This window comes from Deltaproteobacteria bacterium (genome assembly GCA_016210005.1).
GTDB lineage: Bacteria > Desulfobacterota > Binatia > HRBIN30 > JACQVA1 > JACQVA1.
This window is the reverse complement of the sequence record JACQVA010000158.1, coordinates 24,190-43,637: the sequence shown is the minus strand read 5'-3', so window position 1 is coordinate 43,637 and position 19,448 is coordinate 24,190. Positions and strand designations below refer to the sequence as shown.

General features: G+C 65.6%; 21 protein-coding genes. 8 read left to right on the top strand and 13 right to left on the bottom strand.

From position 1 onward, the window contains the following. The first annotated feature begins 84 nt into the window (after nucleotides 1-84). Both HY699_15065 and aroQ read left to right on the top strand, forming a co-directional pair. Nucleotides 85-2,088: a choice-of-anchor L domain-containing protein gene (locus tag HY699_15065; GenBank protein MBI4517125.1), complete on the top strand. Its 2,004-nt coding sequence runs from the start codon at nucleotides 85-87 to the stop codon at nucleotides 2,086-2,088. 34 nt (nucleotides 2,089-2,122) lie between these two features. Then, nucleotides 2,123-2,572 (top strand): type II 3-dehydroquinate dehydratase, encoded by a 450-nt coding sequence (aroQ, locus tag HY699_15060; protein ID MBI4517124.1) that lies wholly within the window; start codon nucleotides 2,123-2,125, stop codon nucleotides 2,570-2,572. Nucleotides 2,573-2,588: 16 nt separating this feature from the next. On the opposite strand, the gene HY699_15055 is transcribed toward aroQ, so the two are convergent. Further along, the gene (locus HY699_15055) at nucleotides 2,589-3,722 is read right to left on the bottom strand and encodes a D-alanine--D-alanine ligase (protein MBI4517123.1); all 1,134 of its coding nucleotides are present in this window, start codon (nucleotides 3,720-3,722) and stop codon (nucleotides 2,589-2,591) included. 139 nt (nucleotides 3,723-3,861) lie between these two features. Here HY699_15055 and HY699_15050 point away from each other — a divergent pair, with 139 nt between their 5' ends. The 4 genes from HY699_15050 to HY699_15035 all read left to right on the top strand — a co-directional run bounded on the left by HY699_15050 (nucleotide 3,862) and on the right by HY699_15035 (nucleotide 5,687). Continuing rightward, the gene (locus HY699_15050; protein MBI4517122.1) at nucleotides 3,862-4,050 is read left to right on the top strand and encodes a hypothetical protein; all 189 of its coding nucleotides are present in this window, start codon (nucleotides 3,862-3,864) and stop codon (nucleotides 4,048-4,050) included. 162 nt (nucleotides 4,051-4,212) lie between these two features. Further along, nucleotides 4,213-4,485 carry a helix-turn-helix transcriptional regulator gene (locus tag HY699_15045; GenBank protein MBI4517121.1) on the top strand — a complete coding sequence of 91 codons (273 nt, stop codon included), beginning with the start codon at nucleotides 4,213-4,215 and terminating at the stop codon, nucleotides 4,483-4,485. A 46-nt stretch (nucleotides 4,486-4,531) separates the two neighbouring features. After that, nucleotides 4,532-4,753, top strand: coding sequence for a hypothetical protein (locus HY699_15040; GenBank protein MBI4517120.1), 222 nt, complete (start codon nucleotides 4,532-4,534; stop codon nucleotides 4,751-4,753). Nucleotides 4,754-4,862: 109 nt separating this feature from the next. After that, entirely contained in the window at nucleotides 4,863-5,687 is an 825-nt protein-coding gene (locus tag HY699_15035; protein ID MBI4517119.1) for a DUF3108 domain-containing protein, read from the top strand. Here HY699_15035 and HY699_15030 read toward each other — a convergent pair. Next, nucleotides 5,625-6,245 carry a hypothetical protein gene (locus tag HY699_15030; protein MBI4517118.1) on the bottom strand — a complete coding sequence of 207 codons (621 nt, stop codon included), beginning with the start codon at nucleotides 6,243-6,245 and terminating at the stop codon, nucleotides 5,625-5,627. The two genes, HY699_15035 and HY699_15030, sit on opposite strands and share 63 nt — an antisense overlap. A 111-nt stretch (nucleotides 6,246-6,356) precedes the next feature. On the opposite strand from HY699_15030, the gene HY699_15025 reads away from it, so the two are divergent. Continuing rightward, nucleotides 6,357-7,133 (top strand): SDR family oxidoreductase, encoded by a 777-nt coding sequence (locus HY699_15025; protein ID MBI4517117.1) that lies wholly within the window; start codon nucleotides 6,357-6,359, stop codon nucleotides 7,131-7,133. Here HY699_15025 and HY699_15020 read toward each other — a convergent pair. The 11 genes from HY699_15020 to HY699_14970 all read right to left on the bottom strand — a co-directional run bounded on the left by HY699_15020 (nucleotide 7,111) and on the right by HY699_14970 (nucleotide 18,100). Then, nucleotides 7,111-7,992, bottom strand: a complete 882-nt coding sequence (locus HY699_15020; protein MBI4517116.1) for a VOC family protein — start codon at nucleotides 7,990-7,992, stop codon at nucleotides 7,111-7,113. The two genes, HY699_15025 and HY699_15020, sit on opposite strands and share 23 nt — an antisense overlap. After that, on the bottom strand, nucleotides 7,992-9,290 hold the full coding sequence (locus tag HY699_15015) for an alpha-glucosidase/alpha-galactosidase (GenBank protein MBI4517115.1): 1,299 nt from the start codon (nucleotides 9,288-9,290) through the stop codon (nucleotides 7,992-7,994). The genes HY699_15020 and HY699_15015 overlap by 1 nt, the downstream gene beginning before the upstream one ends. A 75-nt stretch (nucleotides 9,291-9,365) precedes the next feature. After that, complete coding sequence (locus HY699_15010; protein MBI4517114.1) at nucleotides 9,366-10,244, bottom strand: hypothetical protein; 879 nt, start codon at nucleotides 10,242-10,244, stop codon at nucleotides 9,366-9,368. A 20-nt stretch (nucleotides 10,245-10,264) separates the two neighbouring features. Beyond that, nucleotides 10,265-11,449, bottom strand: a complete 1,185-nt coding sequence (locus tag HY699_15005; GenBank protein ID MBI4517113.1) for a D-alanyl-D-alanine carboxypeptidase — start codon at nucleotides 11,447-11,449, stop codon at nucleotides 10,265-10,267. A 49-nt stretch (nucleotides 11,450-11,498) separates the two neighbouring features. After that, the gene (locus HY699_15000) at nucleotides 11,499-11,792 is read right to left on the bottom strand and encodes a hypothetical protein (protein ID MBI4517112.1); all 294 of its coding nucleotides are present in this window, start codon (nucleotides 11,790-11,792) and stop codon (nucleotides 11,499-11,501) included. An 89-nt stretch (nucleotides 11,793-11,881) separates the two neighbouring features. Continuing rightward, nucleotides 11,882-13,489 carry a fatty acid--CoA ligase family protein gene (locus tag HY699_14995; GenBank protein ID MBI4517111.1) on the bottom strand — a complete coding sequence of 536 codons (1,608 nt, stop codon included), beginning with the start codon at nucleotides 13,487-13,489 and terminating at the stop codon, nucleotides 11,882-11,884. A 33-nt stretch (nucleotides 13,490-13,522) separates the two neighbouring features. After that, the gene (locus HY699_14990; protein ID MBI4517110.1) at nucleotides 13,523-14,650 is read right to left on the bottom strand and encodes an acyl-CoA/acyl-ACP dehydrogenase; all 1,128 of its coding nucleotides are present in this window, start codon (nucleotides 14,648-14,650) and stop codon (nucleotides 13,523-13,525) included. Between the two features lie 20 nt (nucleotides 14,651-14,670). Continuing rightward, the gene (locus HY699_14985) at nucleotides 14,671-15,855 is read right to left on the bottom strand and encodes an acyl-CoA dehydrogenase family protein (protein MBI4517109.1); all 1,185 of its coding nucleotides are present in this window, start codon (nucleotides 15,853-15,855) and stop codon (nucleotides 14,671-14,673) included. A 46-nt stretch (nucleotides 15,856-15,901) separates the two neighbouring features. After that, nucleotides 15,902-16,744, bottom strand: coding sequence for an LLM class F420-dependent oxidoreductase (locus tag HY699_14980; GenBank protein ID MBI4517108.1), 843 nt, complete (start codon nucleotides 16,742-16,744; stop codon nucleotides 15,902-15,904). A gap of 1 nt (nucleotide 16,745) precedes the next feature. Beyond that, a complete protein-coding gene (locus HY699_14975) occupies nucleotides 16,746-17,606 on the bottom strand; it encodes a TIGR03619 family F420-dependent LLM class oxidoreductase (protein MBI4517107.1) in 861 nt (286 codons plus the stop codon). A 38-nt stretch (nucleotides 17,607-17,644) separates the two neighbouring features. Continuing rightward, entirely contained in the window at nucleotides 17,645-18,100 is a 456-nt protein-coding gene (locus HY699_14970; GenBank protein MBI4517106.1) for a nuclear transport factor 2 family protein, read from the bottom strand. A 139-nt stretch (nucleotides 18,101-18,239) separates the two neighbouring features. Here HY699_14970 and HY699_14965 point away from each other — a divergent pair, with 139 nt between their 5' ends. Beyond that, complete coding sequence (locus HY699_14965; GenBank protein MBI4517105.1) at nucleotides 18,240-19,442, top strand: acyl-CoA/acyl-ACP dehydrogenase; 1,203 nt, start codon at nucleotides 18,240-18,242, stop codon at nucleotides 19,440-19,442. The last annotated feature ends 6 nt before the right edge of the window (nucleotides 19,443-19,448 follow it).

Genomic DNA, 19,448 nt, shown 5'->3' with positions numbered 1-19,448 from the left:
GTGGGGCAGCCGGAAAGCCAGCCGGCTGCCCCGCGCAACCGAGGTGTGCGCCACGTGAGGATTCGCCGGAGAACGATGCCTTCAGTGTTCCGATCCGTTTTCGCCGCCGGTCTGCTGCTGCTGTCGATGACCGGTGTCGCCGCCGCTGCCGGCGTCGACCCAGCGGCGGTTGCCGATGCGCTGTTCACCGGCAATCCGCTCACCGACTGCCGGCCGTTCGTCCAGAGCATCGCCATTACCGCAGCCGACGAGCGCTTGGTGCAAGTGGCGGGCAAGTACGGTGCGGCCGATTTCCCGCGCGAGGGCGGTTCATTCCTGATCCTCGGTTCCGGTGATCCCTATGCGCCCAAAGAAGGCGCCGACCTCAACGCTCCGGGTTCCGGCTGCGTCGGTGATATCGGCCGCATCGACATCACCTTCGACTTCCCGGAGGGCTCAGTGCAGTCCTTGGGCTTCGATTTCGATTTCTTCAGCTACGAGTTCCCAGATTTCGTCGGCTCGCAGTTCAATGACTACGTCTTCGCCTTCCTCGATGGAGTGCCGGTGGAATTCGACACCAATTGCTCCGCTACACCGGCGAGCGGCGGTTGCCTGATCACGAAGGACACCAAAGGCAACATCACCAACGTAAACAACGCCTTTTTTAAAGGCTGCAACGTGATCGGTTGCGACAACCCCTCCGGAACCCCGGGCTGGGACCTCATCTTCAACTCGGTGGCGGGTGACGACGCTGGGCGTACCGGCACGCTGTCCACCTGCTCGCCGCTTAGCTGTACCCCGGGTGAAGTACTCGCCGGGCAGCATACGCTGACGCTCATGGCCGCCGATGTCGGCGACGGCATCTACACCACCGTCGGGCTGTTCGACAATTTGCGCTGCTACAGCGACCTGGTGTGCCAGAGCGCGGTAACCTGCCCAACCGATTGCAATGACGACAACGTCTGCAACGGTACCGAGACCTGTGACCAGGGCAGCTGCCAGCCCGGGATACCGCTGCCGTGCGATGACGGCAACGTCTGCACCGAGGACTTGTGCGACGCGTTTTCGGGTTGCGTGTTCCCGCCCATCGTCTGTCCGCAAGGTGGGTTCTGTGACCCCTCAGACCCCTGCGTTACGCCCACGGAAACGCCGACGCGGACGCCGACTGTGACTCCGACACCCAGCCGGACGCCGGTCCCCAGCTTCACCCGCCGCCCGACCGCTACCCCCACTCGCACCTGGACCGCCACCCGCACGCAGCTCCCGACACGTACGCGCACTCCATCGCCGACGGTCACCGACACGGCGACCGAAACGCCCACGGACACGCCGACGGAAACGCCCACGGACACGCCGACCGCGAGCGCCACCGAGACAGCGACCGCGACGCCGAGCGAGACTGCGACCGCAACCGCCACGGACACGCCGACCGCGACGGCCACCGAAACCGCCACCGAAACCGCCACCGGTACCCCGACCGAAACTCCGGTAGACACCCCGACGGATACACCGACAGTTACCTCGACCCCGACGATTACGCCGACCGCGACCGAGACCGGCACCCCGACCGAAACTCGCACGCCGATCCCGACGCCCACCAAGCGTTTCACCGCGACCGGTATCCCCACTTACACCGCCAGCTTCACCCCGATCCCAACGGCGACGCGCACCCCGTCGCCGTCGCGGACCGCCACGGCCACGCGGACGGAAACCTCGACGCCCGGGCCGAGCCCAACACCGCGCGACACTCGGACTCCTACCCCCACCGGCACCCGCCCGCCCACGGAAACGCCGACGCAGCCGACACGCACTCGTACCCGCACCGCTACCGCCACCATCACCGAAACCCCGGGTGGCCCGACCAAGACGGCTACGCCGCTGCCATCGCCGTCCCCGACGGTGACGTCGACCAAGACCCCGAAACCAACCTCGGTGCCGAGAACCCCGACGTCGACGCCCGGAAAAGGTGGCGGCGGCTGCTCGGTCGAGCCCACTTCACCGACCGGGAGTGTGGCGCTGATGCTGGTGGTGCCGTTGCTCCTGTGGGCTCGCCGACGACTGGCGCGTAACCACTGCCGGGGTAGGGTCTGCCGTCGTTATGGCCGCTAGGCGTAAGAGCTCAGCCGCCGGCGCAGCTGCCACGCTGCGCCTGCTGGTGCTCCACGGACCCAACCTCAACCTGCTCGGCACCCGCGAGCCCGCGCTCTACGGGCGGGAGACGCTGGCCGATATCGAGCAGCGGCTCGCCGAATTGGCCGGTGAGTTGGGGGCGACGTTGGAGTTCTTCCACTCGAATAGCGAAGGAGCCCTGGTCGATCGCATCCAAGCCGCGCGCGGTGCGGCCGACGGTATTCTGATCAACCCGGCGGCGTATACGCACACCAGCGTGGCACTGCGCGACGCCTTGCTGGCGATCGCGCTGCCCGTGGTTGAGGTGCACCTCTCCAACATCCACCAGCGCGAGGAATTTCGCCGCCACTCGCTGATTGCCCCGATTGCCGTCGGGCAGGTGTTGGGGTTCGGCGCCGAGAGTTACTTGCTCGGGTTGCGGGCCTTGGCCGGCGTGCTGCGAAAACAGCGGGCGGCTGGCTGAGCCATGTGCGCCGGCATCAACCTGCGCGCGTACCGGTAGCCGTTGGCACGTACGACGTCTTCAGCCGTCGCCGTCGCTGGTGCCGCTCGAGTGCGAGATCGACCAGGCGGGAGATCAGCGCCGTGTACGGCAGCCCAGACACCTCCCACAACTTCGGGTAGACGCTGATCGCGGTGAATCCGGGAATGGTGTTGAGTTCATTCACGTACAGCGCGCCGCTGTGGCGCTCGAGAAAGAAGTCGACCCGGGCCATGCCCTCGCAGCCGATCGTCTGAAAGCTGCGCACCGCCAGGGTGCGCACCGCCGCCGTTTGCTCGGGGCTGAGGGAGGCCGGAATCACAAAGGAGGCGCCCTGCTCGTCTACGTACTTGGCCTCGTAAGAATAGAACTCGGCCTGCGGGCACACCTCACCCGGCAGCGATGCCTCGGGGCAGTCGTTGCCGAGTACCGAGCACTCGAGCTCGCGGGCCTCGACGCCCTTCTCGATGAGGACCTTGGCGTCGTACTCGAAGGCGAGCGCGAGCGCTCGGGCCAACTCGGCTTCACGCTTCACCTTGCTCACGCCCACCGACGAGCCCAGGTTCGCCGGCTTGACGAACACGGGATAACCGAGGGCGGCGGCCGCCGCAGTCGCCTCGTGCGGCGCCACGCTCCAGCGGTGGCAGAGCACGGTGGCGAAGGGCACGATCGGAATGTGCGCGTCACGCAGCAACCGTTTCTGAACATCTTTGTCCATACCCACCGCGGAGCCGAGGACGCCGGCACCGACGTAAGCGATGTCGGCCAATTCGAGCAGCCCTTGCACCGTGCCGTCCTCGCCGAACGAACCGTGCAGCACCGGAAAGATCACATCCAGTTGTTCCAGCGTTGCCGGCGGTTGCCCGGACTCGACCAATGTTCCGTCGCCTGGCACCGGCGGCAACAGGACCTCAGCGCCGCCCTCGGGCAGCGCGGTTAGCTCCCCGCTGGTAATCTGAAGAAAGCGCGCCTCCTCCAGCCGGTGCCAGCGGCCGCGATGGTCGATGCCGATCAAGGTCAGATCGAAGCGGCCGCGGTCGAGGGCCTGAACAACTGAGCGGGCCGAGCGCAGCGAGATCTCATGCTCGCTGGAGCGGCCTCCGCAAATGATTCCGACGCGCAGTTTTCGCATACACCTCCCGCCGTGGTGGCCGAGCTATAGCACAGCCGCGCCGGCGCCTCACTTCCACGATCGTGCGAACAGCCGGCTTGCAAAGCCTGCACGGCTGTGGCTAATTAGCACCAACGTTAGCACAAGCCCGGCGATCAACATGAGAACCCACGACCAACAGCTCGACCGTATGCACACGCGACGTACCGCGGGTGCAGGTACGTGCCAGTGGCACGCGCTGGCCGTGGCGTTGCGCTCGGTGTCTGCGGCGATGGTGGATACGCTGTCGGCCGCCAAGATTAACCCGAACGCGACACCCGGTGGCCATCCCAGCCGGAGGGAACCGTAAGCGACGATTTCACTTCTTAAGGGACAAAAGGCCATCGGGAAGCAAAACCCGGTGGCCTTTTTTTTTGCCCCCCGCGCGCCACGGGGGGCACGCTCTGCTCACTTGGCCGGCCGGCGAGTCAGCAGAGCGAGTGTGGGGCGAAGTTTGGAAGGAGGGAAGACGATGTCACAGATCGATGCTCAGTTGGTTGCGCGGCGGTTGCGCGAGGTGGTGGCGGATGAGCCCAAGGCCTTTGCCTATGACATCGGCGTGAGCCTGTCCGCGCTGTACAACTACCTCAACGGCCGCGTGCCGTCGACGGAAGTGCTGTACCGCATCGCCCAGTATACCGGCCGCCCGATGGAGTGGTTCCTGGCGGGCCCGGATCCGGCCGCGATGCAGCTGGCACAAGCCGGAATCAACGGCGCGCCGCAGCGCGTCGGGGTTGGTTACTAACCGTTAGTCTCCCCGCTCGGAGAGCCGGGCGGGCAGTGGAGTTTGAATGGGGGTGATTTCGATGTTGTGGTGTGCTGCGCAAAGCCCGCTCCCGCTCGCGGTCGCATGGCCGGCGAGCACTTGGGCGCTTGCCGCCGTGGCGGTCGGTGTTGCGGCGGTCCTGTTTGGCCTCGTGCTCTACGAGGTCTTGGTGACCAAGGCGCTCAGGCGGCCGGCGCTGCGCATAGTCGAGGGCGGACGATCCGCATTGCAGTTGAAGCCGGCTTAGTCACCGCCGGCGCGACCCCGGGGGAGGGCATCCGGCCCCTCCCCCGGGCGAGAAGGCTTGAACCGCTGGCGGCCGCAGCCTACCGTGCGGCGCTAGGAGGCGCTCAAGCATGGCCGGGGCCGCGCGACGCTTGGTGTGTCAGCTGGTGGTGGCCGGATTGGCGGCAACCCCGCCGGTAACGGCTGGCGAAGTCGTTCGCCAATACCAGTACCGCGTATCCTGGAACGGCATTCCGGTGGCACGGGCGACCGTGACGCGAACGGATGACCAAGGGGAATTGCGCCAAACCACGCGCTTGTCGGCGCTGATCCGGACCAACAGCTTTGTCGACCTGTTCTGGAGCTTGCGCGCGCAGAGTATCGCCGAGGCGGACGCGCTGATGCTGCGCCCGCGCTGGTTCGTCTTCGATCGGCGTATCAACGGCAAGCCCGAGCTAACCCGCATCGATGCTGAGCCGGACGGACTCTTGGTCGGCCGTTACGCCCGCCCGGGCCGTTACCGCCTGGTGGAGGTCAACAACCCCCGAGCCCTGGATCCGATGACCGCAGTGCTGCGGGCGCTCCAGCAGCCGCCGAGCGCGGCCGCGCCGCAAAGCTACGACATCTTCACTGGTGAAGCCCGCTACCGTATCGAGCTGAGGCGCGAGGCGGTGGAGACCATCCGCGTGCCCGCCGGCCGCTTTGACGCCGTACGCATTGTCCCGACGATCTGGCGCGTGGAGCAAGACAAACGCGACCCGCGGGTGCGGCGGGTGGCGATCTGGGTCACCCAAAGCGTGCCGCACACGCTCTTGCGCATTCGCAGCGAGGTGTTCATCGGTGCGGTGTATTGCGACCTGGTGGAACTGCCGGATGAAGGCCGGGGCGTGGGGCTAGTCGCCGAGCCGCAGGCGCAATTGCAGCACGATCCCGAAGTTGGGCGCACGCTCGAGTGACATCGGTAGCGCCAAGCCATATTGCAGCCGCTGCTGTCGATCGCGGCTGCGCAGCGCCACCAGCAGCGAATAGCCAAAGGTACGGTCTTCACGGCTCTCCAACTCCACCGCGTAGCCCTGCCACGGAATCGTCAACGCAACCGATACCGGGCCGCGGCGTGAGCGCAGCCCGGCCGAGAGCTGTGGGCCGCCGAACTGCGCCCGCAGTCGCACCTCCGGCCACTGAGCCGCCAGCGCGTCCGAGACCACGGTGTAGCTGCGGCGGCCTTCCCCGTCGCGCTGTTCGAGCAGCGAGAAGCCGGCAGCTCGTAGCCAGTCCTCGGTTTGCACGCGCGCCCCGGCGACCTCCAATTGCAGCCGGTGCCGGCGCGCCCGCTTCGGGTCAGCGGCGACGCTGAGAAACACGCGGGAGCTCCAAGCTCCATCGGAGTGCAACCCCAGTCGTTCTCGCCGTGACAGCAGGTCCAAATCACCAGCCAGGCTTAGGCCGGAAGTGATCAGCCAGGCGATTGCGGCGCTGGCTGCGAGCCGAATGATGCGCAAGCGGCGCCGGCTCATGATGCTTCACCTCAACTACATTCTCGGCCGCCGCGGGCGGCTACGCAAGCGCGACGTTGACCGCGGCGTTATCGCGCAGTAGACGAGGTGGCCGTACCGGTAGGAGGGAACATGGCAGGCAGATTCACGGGTAAAGTGGCAGTGGTGACGGGAGCCGCATCAGGGATTGGCGCGGCCACCGCACGGCGTTTCGCACAAGAGGGGGCGCGTCTGGTGCTGAGCGATCTGAATGAAGGCGCGGGCGAGGCGCTAGCCCAGGAGCTGGGCGCTACCTTTTTGCGCGCTGACGTGGCTGACCCGGCCCAGGTCGAAACCTTGATGCAAACCGCGACGGATCGCTACGGCGTGCTGAACATTGTCTTCAACAACGCCGGCATCGGAACCTATGGTAAGAGCCCGGACCTCGACGTCGAGATGTGGAAGCGGGTAATCGAGGTCGACTTGCACGGCGTGTTCTATGGCTGCAAGTTCGCAGTTCCGCTGCTGCGCCGAGCCGGCGGCGGGGTGATCGTCAACACCGCCTCGATCTCGGGCCTGTTCGGCGATTACGGACTGGTGGCGTACAACGCGGCCAAGGGCGGCGTCGTCAACCTCACGCGGACGGTGGCGATCGACCACGCGCGCGAAAACATTCGTTGCAATTGTGTCTGCCCGGGGCCGATCGAGACGCCCTTGCTCTCGCCGCTACTGGCGCTGCCGAACGCGGTGGCCGAATACAACGCGCTGGTGCCGATGGGTCGCATCGGCAAGCCAGAAGAAATCGCCGCCGCGGTCGCGTTCCTGGCCTCTGATGACGCGGCGTACATCACTGGCGCGGCCCTGGTGGTCGATGGCGGACTGACGGCCGCCACCGGCCAAGTCAGCTTCAGCAAGTTGTTGGGGGGCTGAGCCGGCGCTGGATTACCAGCGTCGGAGTGCGCGGCCAGCGCACACTGGCCACTTGCGTGTCGGGCGCCAGCCCCGCGCGGGGGTTGTCCACCTGAAGGCCGGCGGCGCGTAAGCGCGCCACCGCGCTGCTGCAATCGAATACCTGATAGGCCACGCCCCAAAAGCGATCGGCGATACCGGTGGCGAGCTGATCGGTACGCATGATCAGCTCGACGGTAATACCGCCGAAGTCCAACCCCACGTTGCGGGTGCCGCGCTCCGGGAAATCGCGCCGCCACTGCTCGGTGATGCGAAACCCTTCCGTCCACAAGCGCACCGAGGCGTTCAGATCCGAGCTGGAAATCACCACGTGATCGACACCCAAGCAGACGGCGGCGTCGTCGGCGACGCCGAGGGCGCGCGGCAGCAAGTGCGCCGGACAGGTATGCTGTATCAGCAACAGCCGTAACCCGCCGCTGCTCGCCGGATCGATCCAGGCGCTGCGCCAGGTGCGCCGGCGTCCACTGCGCTCATCTTCGCCGGCACCTTCGGAAGCCTCTCCTAATCGCATGCCGCGGCCGCGCAGGATGTTGATCGCGGCGGTGAGATCGTTGACCCTGATAGCGAGCCCGAACGGGCGCTCCGGGCTGTCGCCGAGCGCCTCGCGCAGCCGCGCGCTTTGCGGCGTCGTACTACGCGGCAACGCCGCCAGTAGCTCGATGTAAGTGTTGTCGAGCCGGAAGAGGGTGTTGCGGGTGCCAAAGGCCGCATGCGTGCCGCGCCACGAGGGTGCGCGCCCCAGCAGCGTGCGGTGAGCGGCGGTGGCGGCGTCGAGGTCGCCGACGGCGATGATGATGTGGTCGATCGCCTGGAAGATCATCAGCGCAAGGGAGGCAGCCAGTCGCCGTGCGCCGCGATCAACTCGTCGACCAAGGCCCAGATGCCGTCGAGCGTAAGTTCTGCTGCCGTATGAGGGTCGAGCATTGCCGCGTGGTAGACGTGCTCGCGCTTGCCGGTCAGAGCGGCCTCGACCGCAAGCGCTTGCACATTCACGTTAGTCATGATCAGGCCGGCGAGCTGCGGCGGGAGGTCGCCGATGGCGGTGGGCTGAATCCCGTTGCCATCGACCAGGCAGGGCACCTCGACGCAGCAGCCCGCTTGCAGGTTGGTGATCAGCCCGCGATTCGGCACGTTGCCGTATACCACGCGCGCGCTGTTGGTCTCCAGGCTGTGAATAATCAGCGCCCCGTACTCGTGGCTGCGCTCGAGGTCGGCGATGGGCTCGGCGCCTTCGAAGAATTGCTGCATGTTGCCCCAAAACTGATCCATGAACTCGCAGCGCGTGATGTACTCGTCCAGTGGCACGTTGAAGCGCTCGATCAAGTCGGGGCGGTCGCGGCGAATGAAGTACGGTGTGTACTCGGCGAAGTGCTCGCTCGACTCGGTCACGAAGTAGCCCAGACGCTGGAGCATCTCGTAGCGCACCCGGTTGTTACTCGGTATCCGCCCCTCCGCTACCACTCGGCGGATCAGCGGGTAGAGGTCCTCACCCTGGCGCTCGAAGCGGAGATAGAACGCCATGTGGTTGATGCCCGCTGCCAGGTAGCTGATCTCAGCATAGGGAACACCGATGTCGCCGGCCAACTGCATGGCCGTGCCTTGGACGCTGTGGCACAGGCCGACGGTGCGAATCGGTGTGGCGCGGGAGAGCGCCCAGCAGTTCATGGCCATCGGGTTGGTGTAGTTGAGCAGCCACGCCCGCGGGCAGACTTCTTCCATGTCGCGGCAGATGTCGATGAGCACCGGGATGGTGCGTAGCGCGCGCATGATGCCGCCGATTCCCAGGGTGTCGGCAATCGTCTGGTGCAGGTGGTGGCGCTTGGGTACTTCGAAATCGATTACGGTTGCGGGCCGATAGCCGCCCACCTGGATAGTGTTGATGACGTAATCAGCCCCCGTCAGTGCCGCGCGCCGGTCGGTGTGAGCGCTGATGGTCGGCTGCGCGTGGAGAGCCGCGGCAACCTTCTGGGTCATGCGCTCGGCGGTGTGTAAGCGCGCCGGGTCGAGGTCCATCAGCGCGATGTGGCAGTCGGCCAGCTCGGGAAACAGCAAGATGTCGCCGATCAGATTCTTGGCGAACACCACGCTGCCGGCACCGATTAGCGCAATCTTGGCCATCCCTGTTCCCCCTAGTCGGCGGCGCAGCCTAGCGCGCCAGCCGAAATCGAACAACCTTTGCTCGTTGGCGCGCCCTCACGGTCGAGCTACCCGTTGCAGCGTGGCAGTGTCGCGTTGGTCGCAGGTCTGGCAATGGGTGAGCCGCTTCCACTCGATGGTGGCGCTACCCGTGCCGTTGACGTTGAAGGTGAAGGTGTAGTCGAACTGCATGACGATGGGTTGGCCGTCCACATTGCAGATGCCGGCGTTTTCGGTCACGAGCGGAGGATGGACGGTGCCACCGCTGGTGATGGTGGCCGTGCCCAGGGCTTGGCCGCTGGTCAGGTTGGTGATGGTCAGCTGGTTGCTGGGCGCGGCGGTCACCCGATAGACGGCATCGGCGATGCACAGCGGCTGCGACTGGCCGATGAGGTAGCAGCAGGCGAGGGCGCCGTTGGCCCAATCGGCGCTCCAATCGCCGGCGAGTTGTTGCGCCAGCCCCGTCGGGGTCGCTGTCGGCGTTGCCGTCCGTGTCGGCGTGTCGGTCGCGGTGCGCGTTGCGGTGCGGGTGTTGGTGGGGCGTGGGGTGTTAGTCGGCGTCAGCGTCGGGGTGTTGGTGGCGGATGCGGTGGCGGTGACGCTAGCGGTCGCTGTGGCGCTCGGGGTGCGTGTCGCCGCCGGCGTCCGCGTGGGCGTTGTCGTCGGTGTTGGTGTCCAGGTTTGCTCTTGCCGGTTGAAGATGTCGTTGAGCAGCCGCTCTTGTCCCTCGGGGGTGAACTGATGGTTGCGGAACTGATCCGCGCCGCGGCAGTCGGGAAAGGCGAAGGTGTCCTGGGCGACGGTGACGGCCGCGACCACGTCGGCCGCGGAGCTGAGGCTATCGCAGTTGGCGTCAGCCAGTGCCGCGAGCACTCGTGCGGGCGTGGCTGCTGTCAGCAGCAAGCTAATGAGCGCAGCCTGCACCCTCGTCTTCACGACCGCGCGCCCTTGCCGGATCAGAAGAAGCGCTCGAGCAGCCCGCCGGCTTTCTCCACCGCCTCGAATGTCAGTGCCGGAACTCGGCCGACTTCCTTGCCGTCTTCCTTGACGATGACTTCGCCCACCTTGCTTTGCGCGACCAGCGGCGCGGCCAGCTGGCCGGTAAGCGCCAGCTCGAGCTGGAAGCTGCGCTTGGCGGTTTTCTCCGCTACCAGCGCAACGTTGTCGCCCGCCACCAGACGCACGAACTTGGGCTTGCCGCGCTGCACCGGCACGTCGTTGGCCACGACGTCGCCCTTCTTCACCGCGTAGATGACCTTGTAGTTGCTGAACCCTTTGTTGAGCAGCTTGGCGGCTTCGGCGAAGGAGTCCCGCTTGTGGGTGGAGCCGAGCACGACAGCAATCAGTTTCATGTCATTGCGGGTGGCGGTGGCGGTAACGCAGAAGCCAGCCTCGCGATAATAGCCGGTCTTAAGCCCGTCCACCCAGGATGTGTTGCGAACTAGATGGTTGGTGTTGCGCAGAATCATCGCGCCGTTGCGAAACGGTGCCTCCTTGGTGCCGGCCCACTTCATGACCTCGGGGTACTTCATCAGCTCGCGCGCCAGGACGGCGAGGTCATGGGCGCTGGTGATATCCGGCTTCTGCCCCTGAGCCGGGGGTAGGCCGTGCGGTGTCTGGTACGTCGTGTCGGCCAGCGCCAGCTGTCGGGCCCGTTCGTTCATGAGGTCAACAAACGCCTCGCCTGATCCGGCAATGTGCTCGGCCACGGCCATCGAGGCGTCGTTAGCGGAATGGATGATGACTGCCTGCATCATCTCGGCCAAGGTAAATACCTCGCCTTCTTTCAAGTAAACCTGCGAGCCGCCCATCTTGCTCGCCCAGCGCGAGGTAGTTATCGGCTCCTCCCATTTGGCCGCGCCGTCACGCACGCGCTCGGACGCGATCAGCATCAGCATCATCTTGGTCATCGACGCCGGCGGCCACTGCAGGTGACCGTTCTCCTCGGACAGCACCGCCCCCGAGGCGGCATCCATCAGCAACACCGCGCGGTACTTGACCGCGGCGGCGTCGCTCTTCTTCGCAGTCTCGCCCCTGTGTGCTCTCGTACGAGCCCGGGCAGAACTCGAAATCGCCAGCGTTGCTGCTGCGACTACCGCCAGTACAACTGCAACCGTTCGCCCTCGTACTTGCCGCCTCATTGCCCAAATCCTCCCCACAACGCACCGCCGAGCTAATGCTTCGCCGCCTTCAGCTGCCAGGCAGCAAGGCGCAGAGCTTTGCCTCCAGCACCGTCAGCCAGTCGTCGATCGGCACCTCGCCGTCGACTACGATCTCGAACTTACCGTTGGCCAGCCGCTTGACTACGCCCGGTGATGCCGGCCGCAGCGGAATAATCACCGCCTCGCGCGACAGCCCATGGCGCTCGATGACAGTGAAGATCTTCTCGATTTCGTTGATGGTGACGGCCGCCAGCATGCTCCACTTGTACCAGGCCGAGCCGCTGTGCGCCACACTGCCGAGTCGGGGCGCTGGCGGTTCCAAGGCTGACGGCCTGGCGTGAGTGCCCACCTTTCGCCGGAATGATGGCTTACTGGTGTGAACGGCTCAGGAGCCTCGCAGCGGTTGCCACTCTACGGTTTACGGCCAGTGGCGCGTTCGCGCAGGACGAACTTGGTCACCTTGCCTGAGGCATTCATCGGCAACGAGTCGACGATCTCGACCGCGCGCGGCACCTTGTAGTTGGCCATGTTGGCCCGGCACCAGCCGATGACCGAATCGGGGGTGGGGGTTGCGCCCGGGGCTGCGACCACGAACGCCATCCCGACTTCGCCCAAGCGTTCGTCGGGCACGCCGATGATGGCAACCTGGGCGATCTCGGGGTTGGCGTGCAGCAAGCTTTCAATCTCGGCCGGGTAGCAATTGAAACCTCCGGTGATGTACATGTCCTTGATGCGGTCGGTGATGCGCAGGTAGCCACGCTCGTTCAGCACGCCGACGTCGCCGGTATGTAGCCAGCCTTGCGCATCGATGGTCTGGGCCGTCGCCGCCGGATCCTCGAAGTAGCCCTTCATTACGTTGTAGCCGCGTACGACGATCTCGCCCGGCTGGCCGCAGGGCACTGCCGCCCCAGTCTTGTCGAGGCAACGGACTTCCACGCCCGGAATTGCCCGGCCCGAGGTGGTCGCAATCGTCTCCGGGTCATCATCGAAACGGCACATGGTCACGATGCCGCAGGTCTCGGTCAGGCCGTAGCCGGTGATGATGGTCTCGAACGACAGCTCACGGCGCATGCGGTGGATCAGCTCGACCGGAATCACGGCGGCGCCGGTTACCGCCAGACGCAGGCTGCTGAGGTCGTAGGCGTTACGTTCGGGATGGGCGAGGATCGACTGGTACAAGGTCGGTGGGCCGGGCAGCACGCTGACTCGCTCTTGTCCGATACGCCGCAGCAGCGCGGGCACATCGAAGATCTGCTGCGGCAGGATGGTGGCACCGTACATCAGAGACGAAAGCCAGCCGGCCTTGTAGCCGAAGGAGTGGAAGAACGGGTTCACGATCAAGTAGCGGTCACCGGCGCGCAGGCCAACAACTTCCGACCACACCTGGAACGCGCGCAGGTTTTGACCATGGCACGTCATCACGCCTTTCGGCTTCCCGGTGGTGCCGGAGGTGAAAAGGATATCCGAGAGATCATCGAGCGAGACCGCGGCCGCGCGCCGCTGTGCCTCAGTAGCGGTCACGTGATCACTGAGAGTGAGGAACTCCGTCCACGGCTCCACACCGCCGGCAGCGCCACGCAGGAGGATAATGCGTTCAAGCTGCGGCAGCCCGGCCACCGGCCGTCCGGGCGCGGCTTCACCCAGCGCGCTGCGCAGCAAGTCGACGTAGCGGTTGCCGGCGAACTCGCCGACCGTGCACAGCAGGCGCGCGCCGCTCTTGTCCAGGATATACCCGGCTTCGCCGCCCTTGAGTCGGGTGTTCAAAGGCACCAGCACGCCGCCGGCCGATTGCAGGCCGAGGGCGGCGATGATCCATTCGTGGATGTTCGGCGCCCAGATCGCGACCCGATCGCCGGGCTCGAGTCCGGCTGCGCAGAAGGCGCGGGCCGCACGCAGAGCTTCGCCGGCCAGCTGCGTGAACGTCAGCGTCGTCACCCCATCTTCGACGGCGTGGCGGCTGCCGAACTGCCGGGCCGCCGCTTGCAGCAGCTGCGGGATGGTTTGCGGTACCGTTTCCATGGCCTTCTAAAGTCCTCGGCCGAAGTCTGCGCGCTATCGCGGCCCGCTGCGCGCCAGTTCGCGACCCAGCCGTGCCAGATGTGAACTGGCTCCGCCGAGGGTGAGCTCCAGGCCCTTCGACCAGAGGAAATAGCGGTGCACGGGATAGTCGATATCAACGCCGATGCCGCCGTGCAGGTGCTGCGCCGCACTGGCGATGCGCGCGCCGCCGTCAGCGGCCCAGAACTTGGCCACCGCCAGTTCGCGCTCGGCGGACTGGCCCGCTGACAGCTTCCACGCCGCGCGCCAGGTCGTCCAGCGGATCGCTTCGAGGTCGATGTAGCAGTCGGCTAAGCGGTGCTGCACCGCTTGAAAGGAGCCGATGGCTACGCCGAACTGAATGCGCTCGCAGACATAACGGCTGGTGATTGCGATCGTCTTCTCGGATACCCCCAGTTGTGTCGCACAAGCCGCCGCCAGGGCGCGCTGATACAGCCAGGACACCTTGTCTCCGCCAGCCATGGCGTCGCCACCGAGCAAGTCCGCCGCGCCCACTGGCGCTCCGCTAAGCCCGAGGTGGAACAGCGGCTCGCCGCTGGAGGTGCCTTGCCGCGTCATGGTGGCCCCGCCACCGCGCGGATCGAGCAAGAACAGCCCGACCCCGTCACCGGTGGAAGCGGGCACCAACACGCGCTCGGCCAGGTTGGCGGCCTGCAGGTATAGCTTGTGGCCGTCGAGTCGCCACTGCCCGCCCTCTCTGCGTGCGGTAGTGGCGGGCTGAGCTGGGTCAGCGGAGCCGGCGTCAACCAAAGCGCCGCTCAAGATCGTCTTGCCGGCGGCAATTGCCGGCAGCCATTGCTGCTGCTGCGCGGCCGTGCCGAACTGTGCGATCGCCATTGCGCCCAGCACTAGCGTGGGCAGCGCCGGCAGCGGCGCCACTACCCGCCCGATTTCCTGGAGCAGGAGGCACGCCTCTACTATGCCATAACCCATTCCGCCCAAACTCTCGGGCACCACCAGGCCCAACAGCCCGGCGTCGGCCAGCGTGCGCCACAGTGGCCGGTCGCACCAATCGGGGTCAGCGGTGGCCTTCTTGACGCGCTCGACGGTGACCTCTTTGTCGAGGATCCCGCGGGCGAGTTCACGAACCGAGGCTTGCTCTTCAGAGAACTGGAAATCCATCAATGGTCTCTTGTGACGTGCTAACGCCGCTGGGCTCGGGGCAAGCCCAGGCCGGCCATGGCGATGATGTCGCGCTGCACTTCGTTGACACCGCCACCGAAGGTGAGCGTGGTGGCGCTGCGATACGCGTGTTCGAGCCGGCCGCCAAAGAGCGCCCCGGGTTGCCCGGCTTTGATCAGGCCGGCGCTCTCGACGATCTCGAGTAGCAGCCGATAACATTCGACGAAGAACTCGGTGCCCATCACCTTGACGGCCGAGGCCTCGGCCATGTTGGGCACCCCGGCCGAGATCGACCACGCCGAGCGCCAGTTGAGGACTTTGAGCGCTTCCAGCTTGGCGTAGACGCGCGCGAGGTTGAGCTGCACCCAGGGCTGGTCGATCAAGCGGCCGCCGCCCGGCGCAGTGGTCTTGGCGGCCCAGGCCCACACCTCATCGAGCAGATAGTCGGCCACGCCCGGGGCGGCCAGCGTGATGCGCTCGTGGTTGAGCTGCGAGGTGATCAGCTGCCAGCCGGCGTTTTCCGGTCCGACGCGATTACTGACCGGCACCCGCACGTTGTCGTAGTAAGTCGCGTTGGTGCGCTCGCCGCCGAGCGTGTAGATCGGCGTCAGTGAGAAGCCCGGGCTGTTGGTCGGCACCAGGATGATCGAAATTCCCTTGTGCTTCGGAGCTTCGGGATTGGTGCGGGCGGCGAGCCAGATGTAGTCGGCATCGTTGGCGTGGGTGGTGAAGATCTTTTGGCCGTTGATGACGTACTCGTCGCCGTCGCGCACCGCGCGTGTAGTCAGCGAGGCCAGATCCGTGCCCGCAGACGGCTCGCTGTAGCCCATACCGAAGAAGAGCTGTCCCTTGATGATCTTCGGCAGCAACTCGGTCTTCTGCTCGGGTGTGCCGAATTGCATCAGCGTCGGGCCGATGGTGTTGACGGCGATCACCGGCAGTGGCGCTCGTGCCCGATAAGTCTCATCCCAGAAGATGAACTGCTCGATCGCCGAGCGACCTTGGCCGCCGTACTCCTTCGGCCAGCCGATACCGAGCCAACCGTCGGCACCCATGCGGCCGACCACATGGCGGAAGACCGGGCCGCCGACATCTTCCCACTCCGCGTCCAGCGCCGCGCGCAACTCGGGGGTGAACAGACGCTGGTAGTAGGAGCGGATATCTTGGCGCAGGGCCTGCTGCTCGGGAGTGAAGTCGAGGTACATGTCGTGCCTATCTCTGTGGAGTCTGGGGGGCCGGCAAGTGTGCGTGTTACATGAGTTTCGCGTACTGGTCGAGCAGGGGCAGGACCTCGTCGCGCCCGCCCGTGGGCAGGCGCAGCGCCACTTCGGTGATGCCAATCGAGGCGTAGTAGTCGAGTTTGCCCTGTTCGGGGATGGTGCCGAAAGGGACGATCCGCAGCGTGGCGGGATTGCGGCCGCGCGCCGCCAGCGCCCGGTGCAAGTCGGGCAACACCCCGCGCACGCCGGCCCCGCCGATGGGAATCCAGCCGTCGGCGTACTCGGCGATGTGTGCAAACAGCTTTGGGCCGGGGGCGCCGCCGATCAAGATCGGCGGACTCGGTTGTTGCACCGGTTTCGGCCACGACCAGCTCTCTTCGAAGCGGACGAACTCGCCCGCAAACCCGGCGCGATCCTTGGCCCACAGCTGCTTGAGAGCCAGCACGTGCTCGCGCACGCGCTCGCGGCGGGTGCGAAATTCTACGCCGTGATCGCCCATTTCCTCCCGGTTCCAGCCGAAGCCGATACCGAACACGAAGCGGCCGCTGGATATCAAGTCTAGCGTGGCGATCGCTTTGGCCAACACCACCGGATCGTGCTGGGCCACCAGACACACCCCGGTGCCGATCTTGATTCGCGAGGTCACGGCAGCTGCCGCTGCCAGCGCCACGAACGGATCGAGCGTGCGCCGGTACTCCTCGGGCAGCTCGCCCCCGGTCGGCGCCGGCGACTGCCGGCTGGTGGGAATGTGGGTGTGCTCGGGAACGTAGAGCGAATAGAACCCGCGCTCCTCGACGGCGCGCGCCAACTCCACCGGACCAATAGTCTGGTCGGTGGCGAACATGGTGACCCCGATCTTGAGCGCCGGCGGCATCTCAGACCTTCGCGATCACGTTGTCGGCGTAAAACCGCAGCGCGTCGATCTTCTGCTGCAACGTCATGGTGTCCTGGTCGTAGACGTTGCGGAAACCGACGATCACGTCGGTGACGCCGATGTCCTCCAACGGCTTGATGCCTTCGGCGGTGAAAGCGTCGAAGGAAATCACGTGAACCTCGAACGGCTGCCGCTCTCGCCCATACTCGCGGCGCAGCGCGGTAAGCCGTTGCAGCATCTTGCCGAGATCATCGCTGCCGGCGTGCATCCAACCATCGCCGATTCGCGCGGCGCGGCGCAATGCGGCTTCGGAATGGCCGCCGATCAGGATCGGGATCGGCTGGGTAGGTACCGGGCAGATCTTGATGCTCGGCACGTCGTAGTGCCGGCCGTGGAACTCGTAGAAGCCGCCCTTGGTCAGGCCGCGGATGATCTCGATCATCTCGTCCATGCGCTGGCCGCGCGTCTTCCACTCCGTGCCGCAGACCTGGAAGTCCTCCGGCCAGGGACTCAAGCCGACGCCGAAGCCGAACCGGTCATTCGTTATTACCGCTACGGAACTGGCTGACTTCGCGACCAACACCGGGTGACGAATCGGCAGCTTGACGACGAAGGTGGTAAAGCGCAGGCGCTCGGTCACCGCGCCCATCGCCGGAATCAAGGTGAACGGCTCGATGAACGGCTTGTCCTCCAAGAACTCGCGGTTGCCGTCAATAGTGTAAGGATACTTGCTGTCCGAGCACTGCGGGTAGCAGATGCTGTCGGGCACGATGAACGAGGTGTAGCCGGCAGCTTCCGCGGCTTGGGCTAGCGGAAGGTACTGGCGCGGATCGCACATCGACTCGGCATATGAGAAGCGCATGGTGTCTCTCTCCCTGAACCTTCGCCGCGGAGGTCGGCTCAGAGCCCGAGCTCGCCGGGTGTGGCAACGCGATGATGGCGGGTGGTGTACGAGGTCTCCTCGACCCGTTCGGCGATGCGCCAGCCGGCAGCGCTGCGCACCAGCTTGTCGTTGTAGTAGCCGCCGTCGATGAACAGCTTCAAGCCGCCCTGACCCTCGGCGACGCCCATCGGGTTGAAGAAGCAGGAGCGGCAGCTGGCCGTATCACCATTCACCGCCACCACGCGGTTGCAGACAACATGCTGCGTCATCGGAAACAGCGGCATGACCTGCGCCAGCCAGGCTTTGACCTCGCTGACGGTCCCCTTGATGCCGTCGGCGGCGGTGTAGTCGATGAAGGCGTCGGCGGTGAAGCAGCTGGCGTAAAGTTCCCAGTCTTTGGTGTCGACCGCGGTCGCGTAGCGCGTGAGCAAGTCGTCGATCTCGATGCGGTCGGCAATCTGCTGCAACGTCATTGCTGCCATCTTGGTCCTCCGTGCTCAGGCGAGTACCAGCAGCTCCGAGCATTCGCAAGCGGAGACTGGACGGGATGGCGGGCTTTTGTTACCTAACAAGCGTTAACTTGGGTTGGCCGCTACGCAGGAGACTTCGCCGATGATCTCGCTCGATATTGAAACTGGCCTCACTGACGAAGACCGCCGCGTTCGTGACGAGTCCCACGCCTTTGCCGCCGAGGTGTTGCGGCCGGCTGGGCAGAAGCTCGATCGCCTGCATGATCCAGCCCAAGTGATCGCCCCGGGATCGGTGCTGTGGGATTGTCTCAAGGAATACCATGCCCTCGGCTTCGCCAACATCGCGACCGACCCCAACCTTGACCCGGTGGCCAAAACCCGTCTGATGTGCGTCATCAACGAGGAACTTGCCTGGGGCGACGTCGGCCTGGCGATCAGTTTAGGGCTGACGATGTTCCACGGCCCGTGGATTCAACAGAGCGGCAACCCCGAGTTGTTGGAACGGTTCTGCAATCCCGACAAGCCCACCATCGGCTGCTGGGCGCTGACCGAGCCCGACCACGGCAGCGACACCGTGGCAATCACCGAGCCGCACTTCCGCGATCCCTCATTGAAAGCCAACTGCAGCGCGCGGCGCGAGGGCGATCAGTTCGTCATCACCGGCCAGAAGGCGGCCTGGGTTTCCAACGGCTCGATTGCCGATATCGCCGTGCTCTTCTGCACGCTCGACCAGAGCCAAGGCTTCAATGGTGGCGCGGTGTTTCTTTTGCCGCTGGACCTGCCCGGGGTGAGCCGCCCCAAACCGCTCGATAAGCTGGGCCAGCGCTCGCTCAATCAAGGCGAGATTTTTTTCGATAACGTGCGCATCCCGGCTTCGTACATGGCGGTGGGGCCGGAGTTCTACACGATGGCTCTGGAGATGATGCTGGCGCATGCCAACGCGGCGATGGGGCAATTGTTCGTGGGGGTGGCGCGCGCGGCCTTCGAGCTGGCGGCCGACTACGCCAAGGAGCGGGTGCAAGGCGGCGCGCCGATCTTCCAGCACCAGAGCGTCAAGAGCCGGCTGTTCAAGATGTTCACCCAGGTTGAAGCCGCGCGGGCCTTGGTGCGCCGGGTCGCGCTCTACAACGCCACCGCGGCGCCGCTGGTGCAGTACTCGATCGCCGCCAAGGTGATGGCGACCAACACCGCTTTCGAGGTGGCGAGCGCGGCGTTGCAGATCTTCGGCGGCAACGGCCTGAGCCGCGAGTATCCGATCGAGAAGCTGCTGCGCGATGCCCGTGCTTCGATGATCGAAGACGGCTGCAACGAGGTGCTCGGCCTGCTCGGTGCCACCAGGCTGTGATCAGGG

Excerpts from the sequence above, each read along its gene's own strand:
- HY699_15055 (MBI4517123.1), bottom strand. The coding sequence starts at position 3,722 with ATGCGAAAACTGCGCGTCGGAATCATTTGCGGAGGCCGCTCCAGCGAG.
- HY699_15050 (MBI4517122.1), top strand. The coding sequence starts at position 3,862 with ATGAGAACCCACGACCAACAGCTCGACCGTATGCACACGCGACGTACC.
- HY699_15045 (MBI4517121.1), top strand. The coding sequence starts at position 4,213 with ATGTCACAGATCGATGCTCAGTTGGTTGCGCGGCGGTTGCGCGAGGTG.
- HY699_15040 (MBI4517120.1), top strand. The coding sequence starts at position 4,532 with ATGGGGGTGATTTCGATGTTGTGGTGTGCTGCGCAAAGCCCGCTCCCG.
- HY699_15035 (MBI4517119.1), top strand. The coding sequence starts at position 4,863 with ATGGCCGGGGCCGCGCGACGCTTGGTGTGTCAGCTGGTGGTGGCCGGA.
- HY699_15030 (MBI4517118.1), bottom strand. The coding sequence starts at position 6,245 with ATGAGCCGGCGCCGCTTGCGCATCATTCGGCTCGCAGCCAGCGCCGCA.
- HY699_15025 (MBI4517117.1), top strand. The coding sequence starts at position 6,357 with ATGGCAGGCAGATTCACGGGTAAAGTGGCAGTGGTGACGGGAGCCGCA.
- HY699_15020 (MBI4517116.1), bottom strand. The coding sequence starts at position 7,992 with ATGATCTTCCAGGCGATCGACCACATCATCATCGCCGTCGGCGACCTC.
- HY699_15015 (MBI4517115.1), bottom strand. The coding sequence starts at position 9,290 with ATGGCCAAGATTGCGCTAATCGGTGCCGGCAGCGTGGTGTTCGCCAAG.
- HY699_15005 (MBI4517113.1), bottom strand. The coding sequence starts at position 11,449 with ATGAGGCGGCAAGTACGAGGGCGAACGGTTGCAGTTGTACTGGCGGTA.
- HY699_14995 (MBI4517111.1), bottom strand. The coding sequence starts at position 13,489 with ATGGAAACGGTACCGCAAACCATCCCGCAGCTGCTGCAAGCGGCGGCC.
- HY699_14990 (MBI4517110.1), bottom strand. The coding sequence starts at position 14,650 with ATGGATTTCCAGTTCTCTGAAGAGCAAGCCTCGGTTCGTGAACTCGCC.
- HY699_14985 (MBI4517109.1), bottom strand. The coding sequence starts at position 15,855 with ATGTACCTCGACTTCACTCCCGAGCAGCAGGCCCTGCGCCAAGATATC.
- HY699_14980 (MBI4517108.1), bottom strand. The coding sequence starts at position 16,744 with ATGCCGCCGGCGCTCAAGATCGGGGTCACCATGTTCGCCACCGACCAG.
- HY699_14975 (MBI4517107.1), bottom strand. The coding sequence starts at position 17,606 with ATGCGCTTCTCATATGCCGAGTCGATGTGCGATCCGCGCCAGTACCTT.
- HY699_14970 (MBI4517106.1), bottom strand. The coding sequence starts at position 18,100 with ATGACGTTGCAGCAGATTGCCGACCGCATCGAGATCGACGACTTGCTC.
- HY699_14965 (MBI4517105.1), top strand. The coding sequence starts at position 18,240 with ATGATCTCGCTCGATATTGAAACTGGCCTCACTGACGAAGACCGCCGC.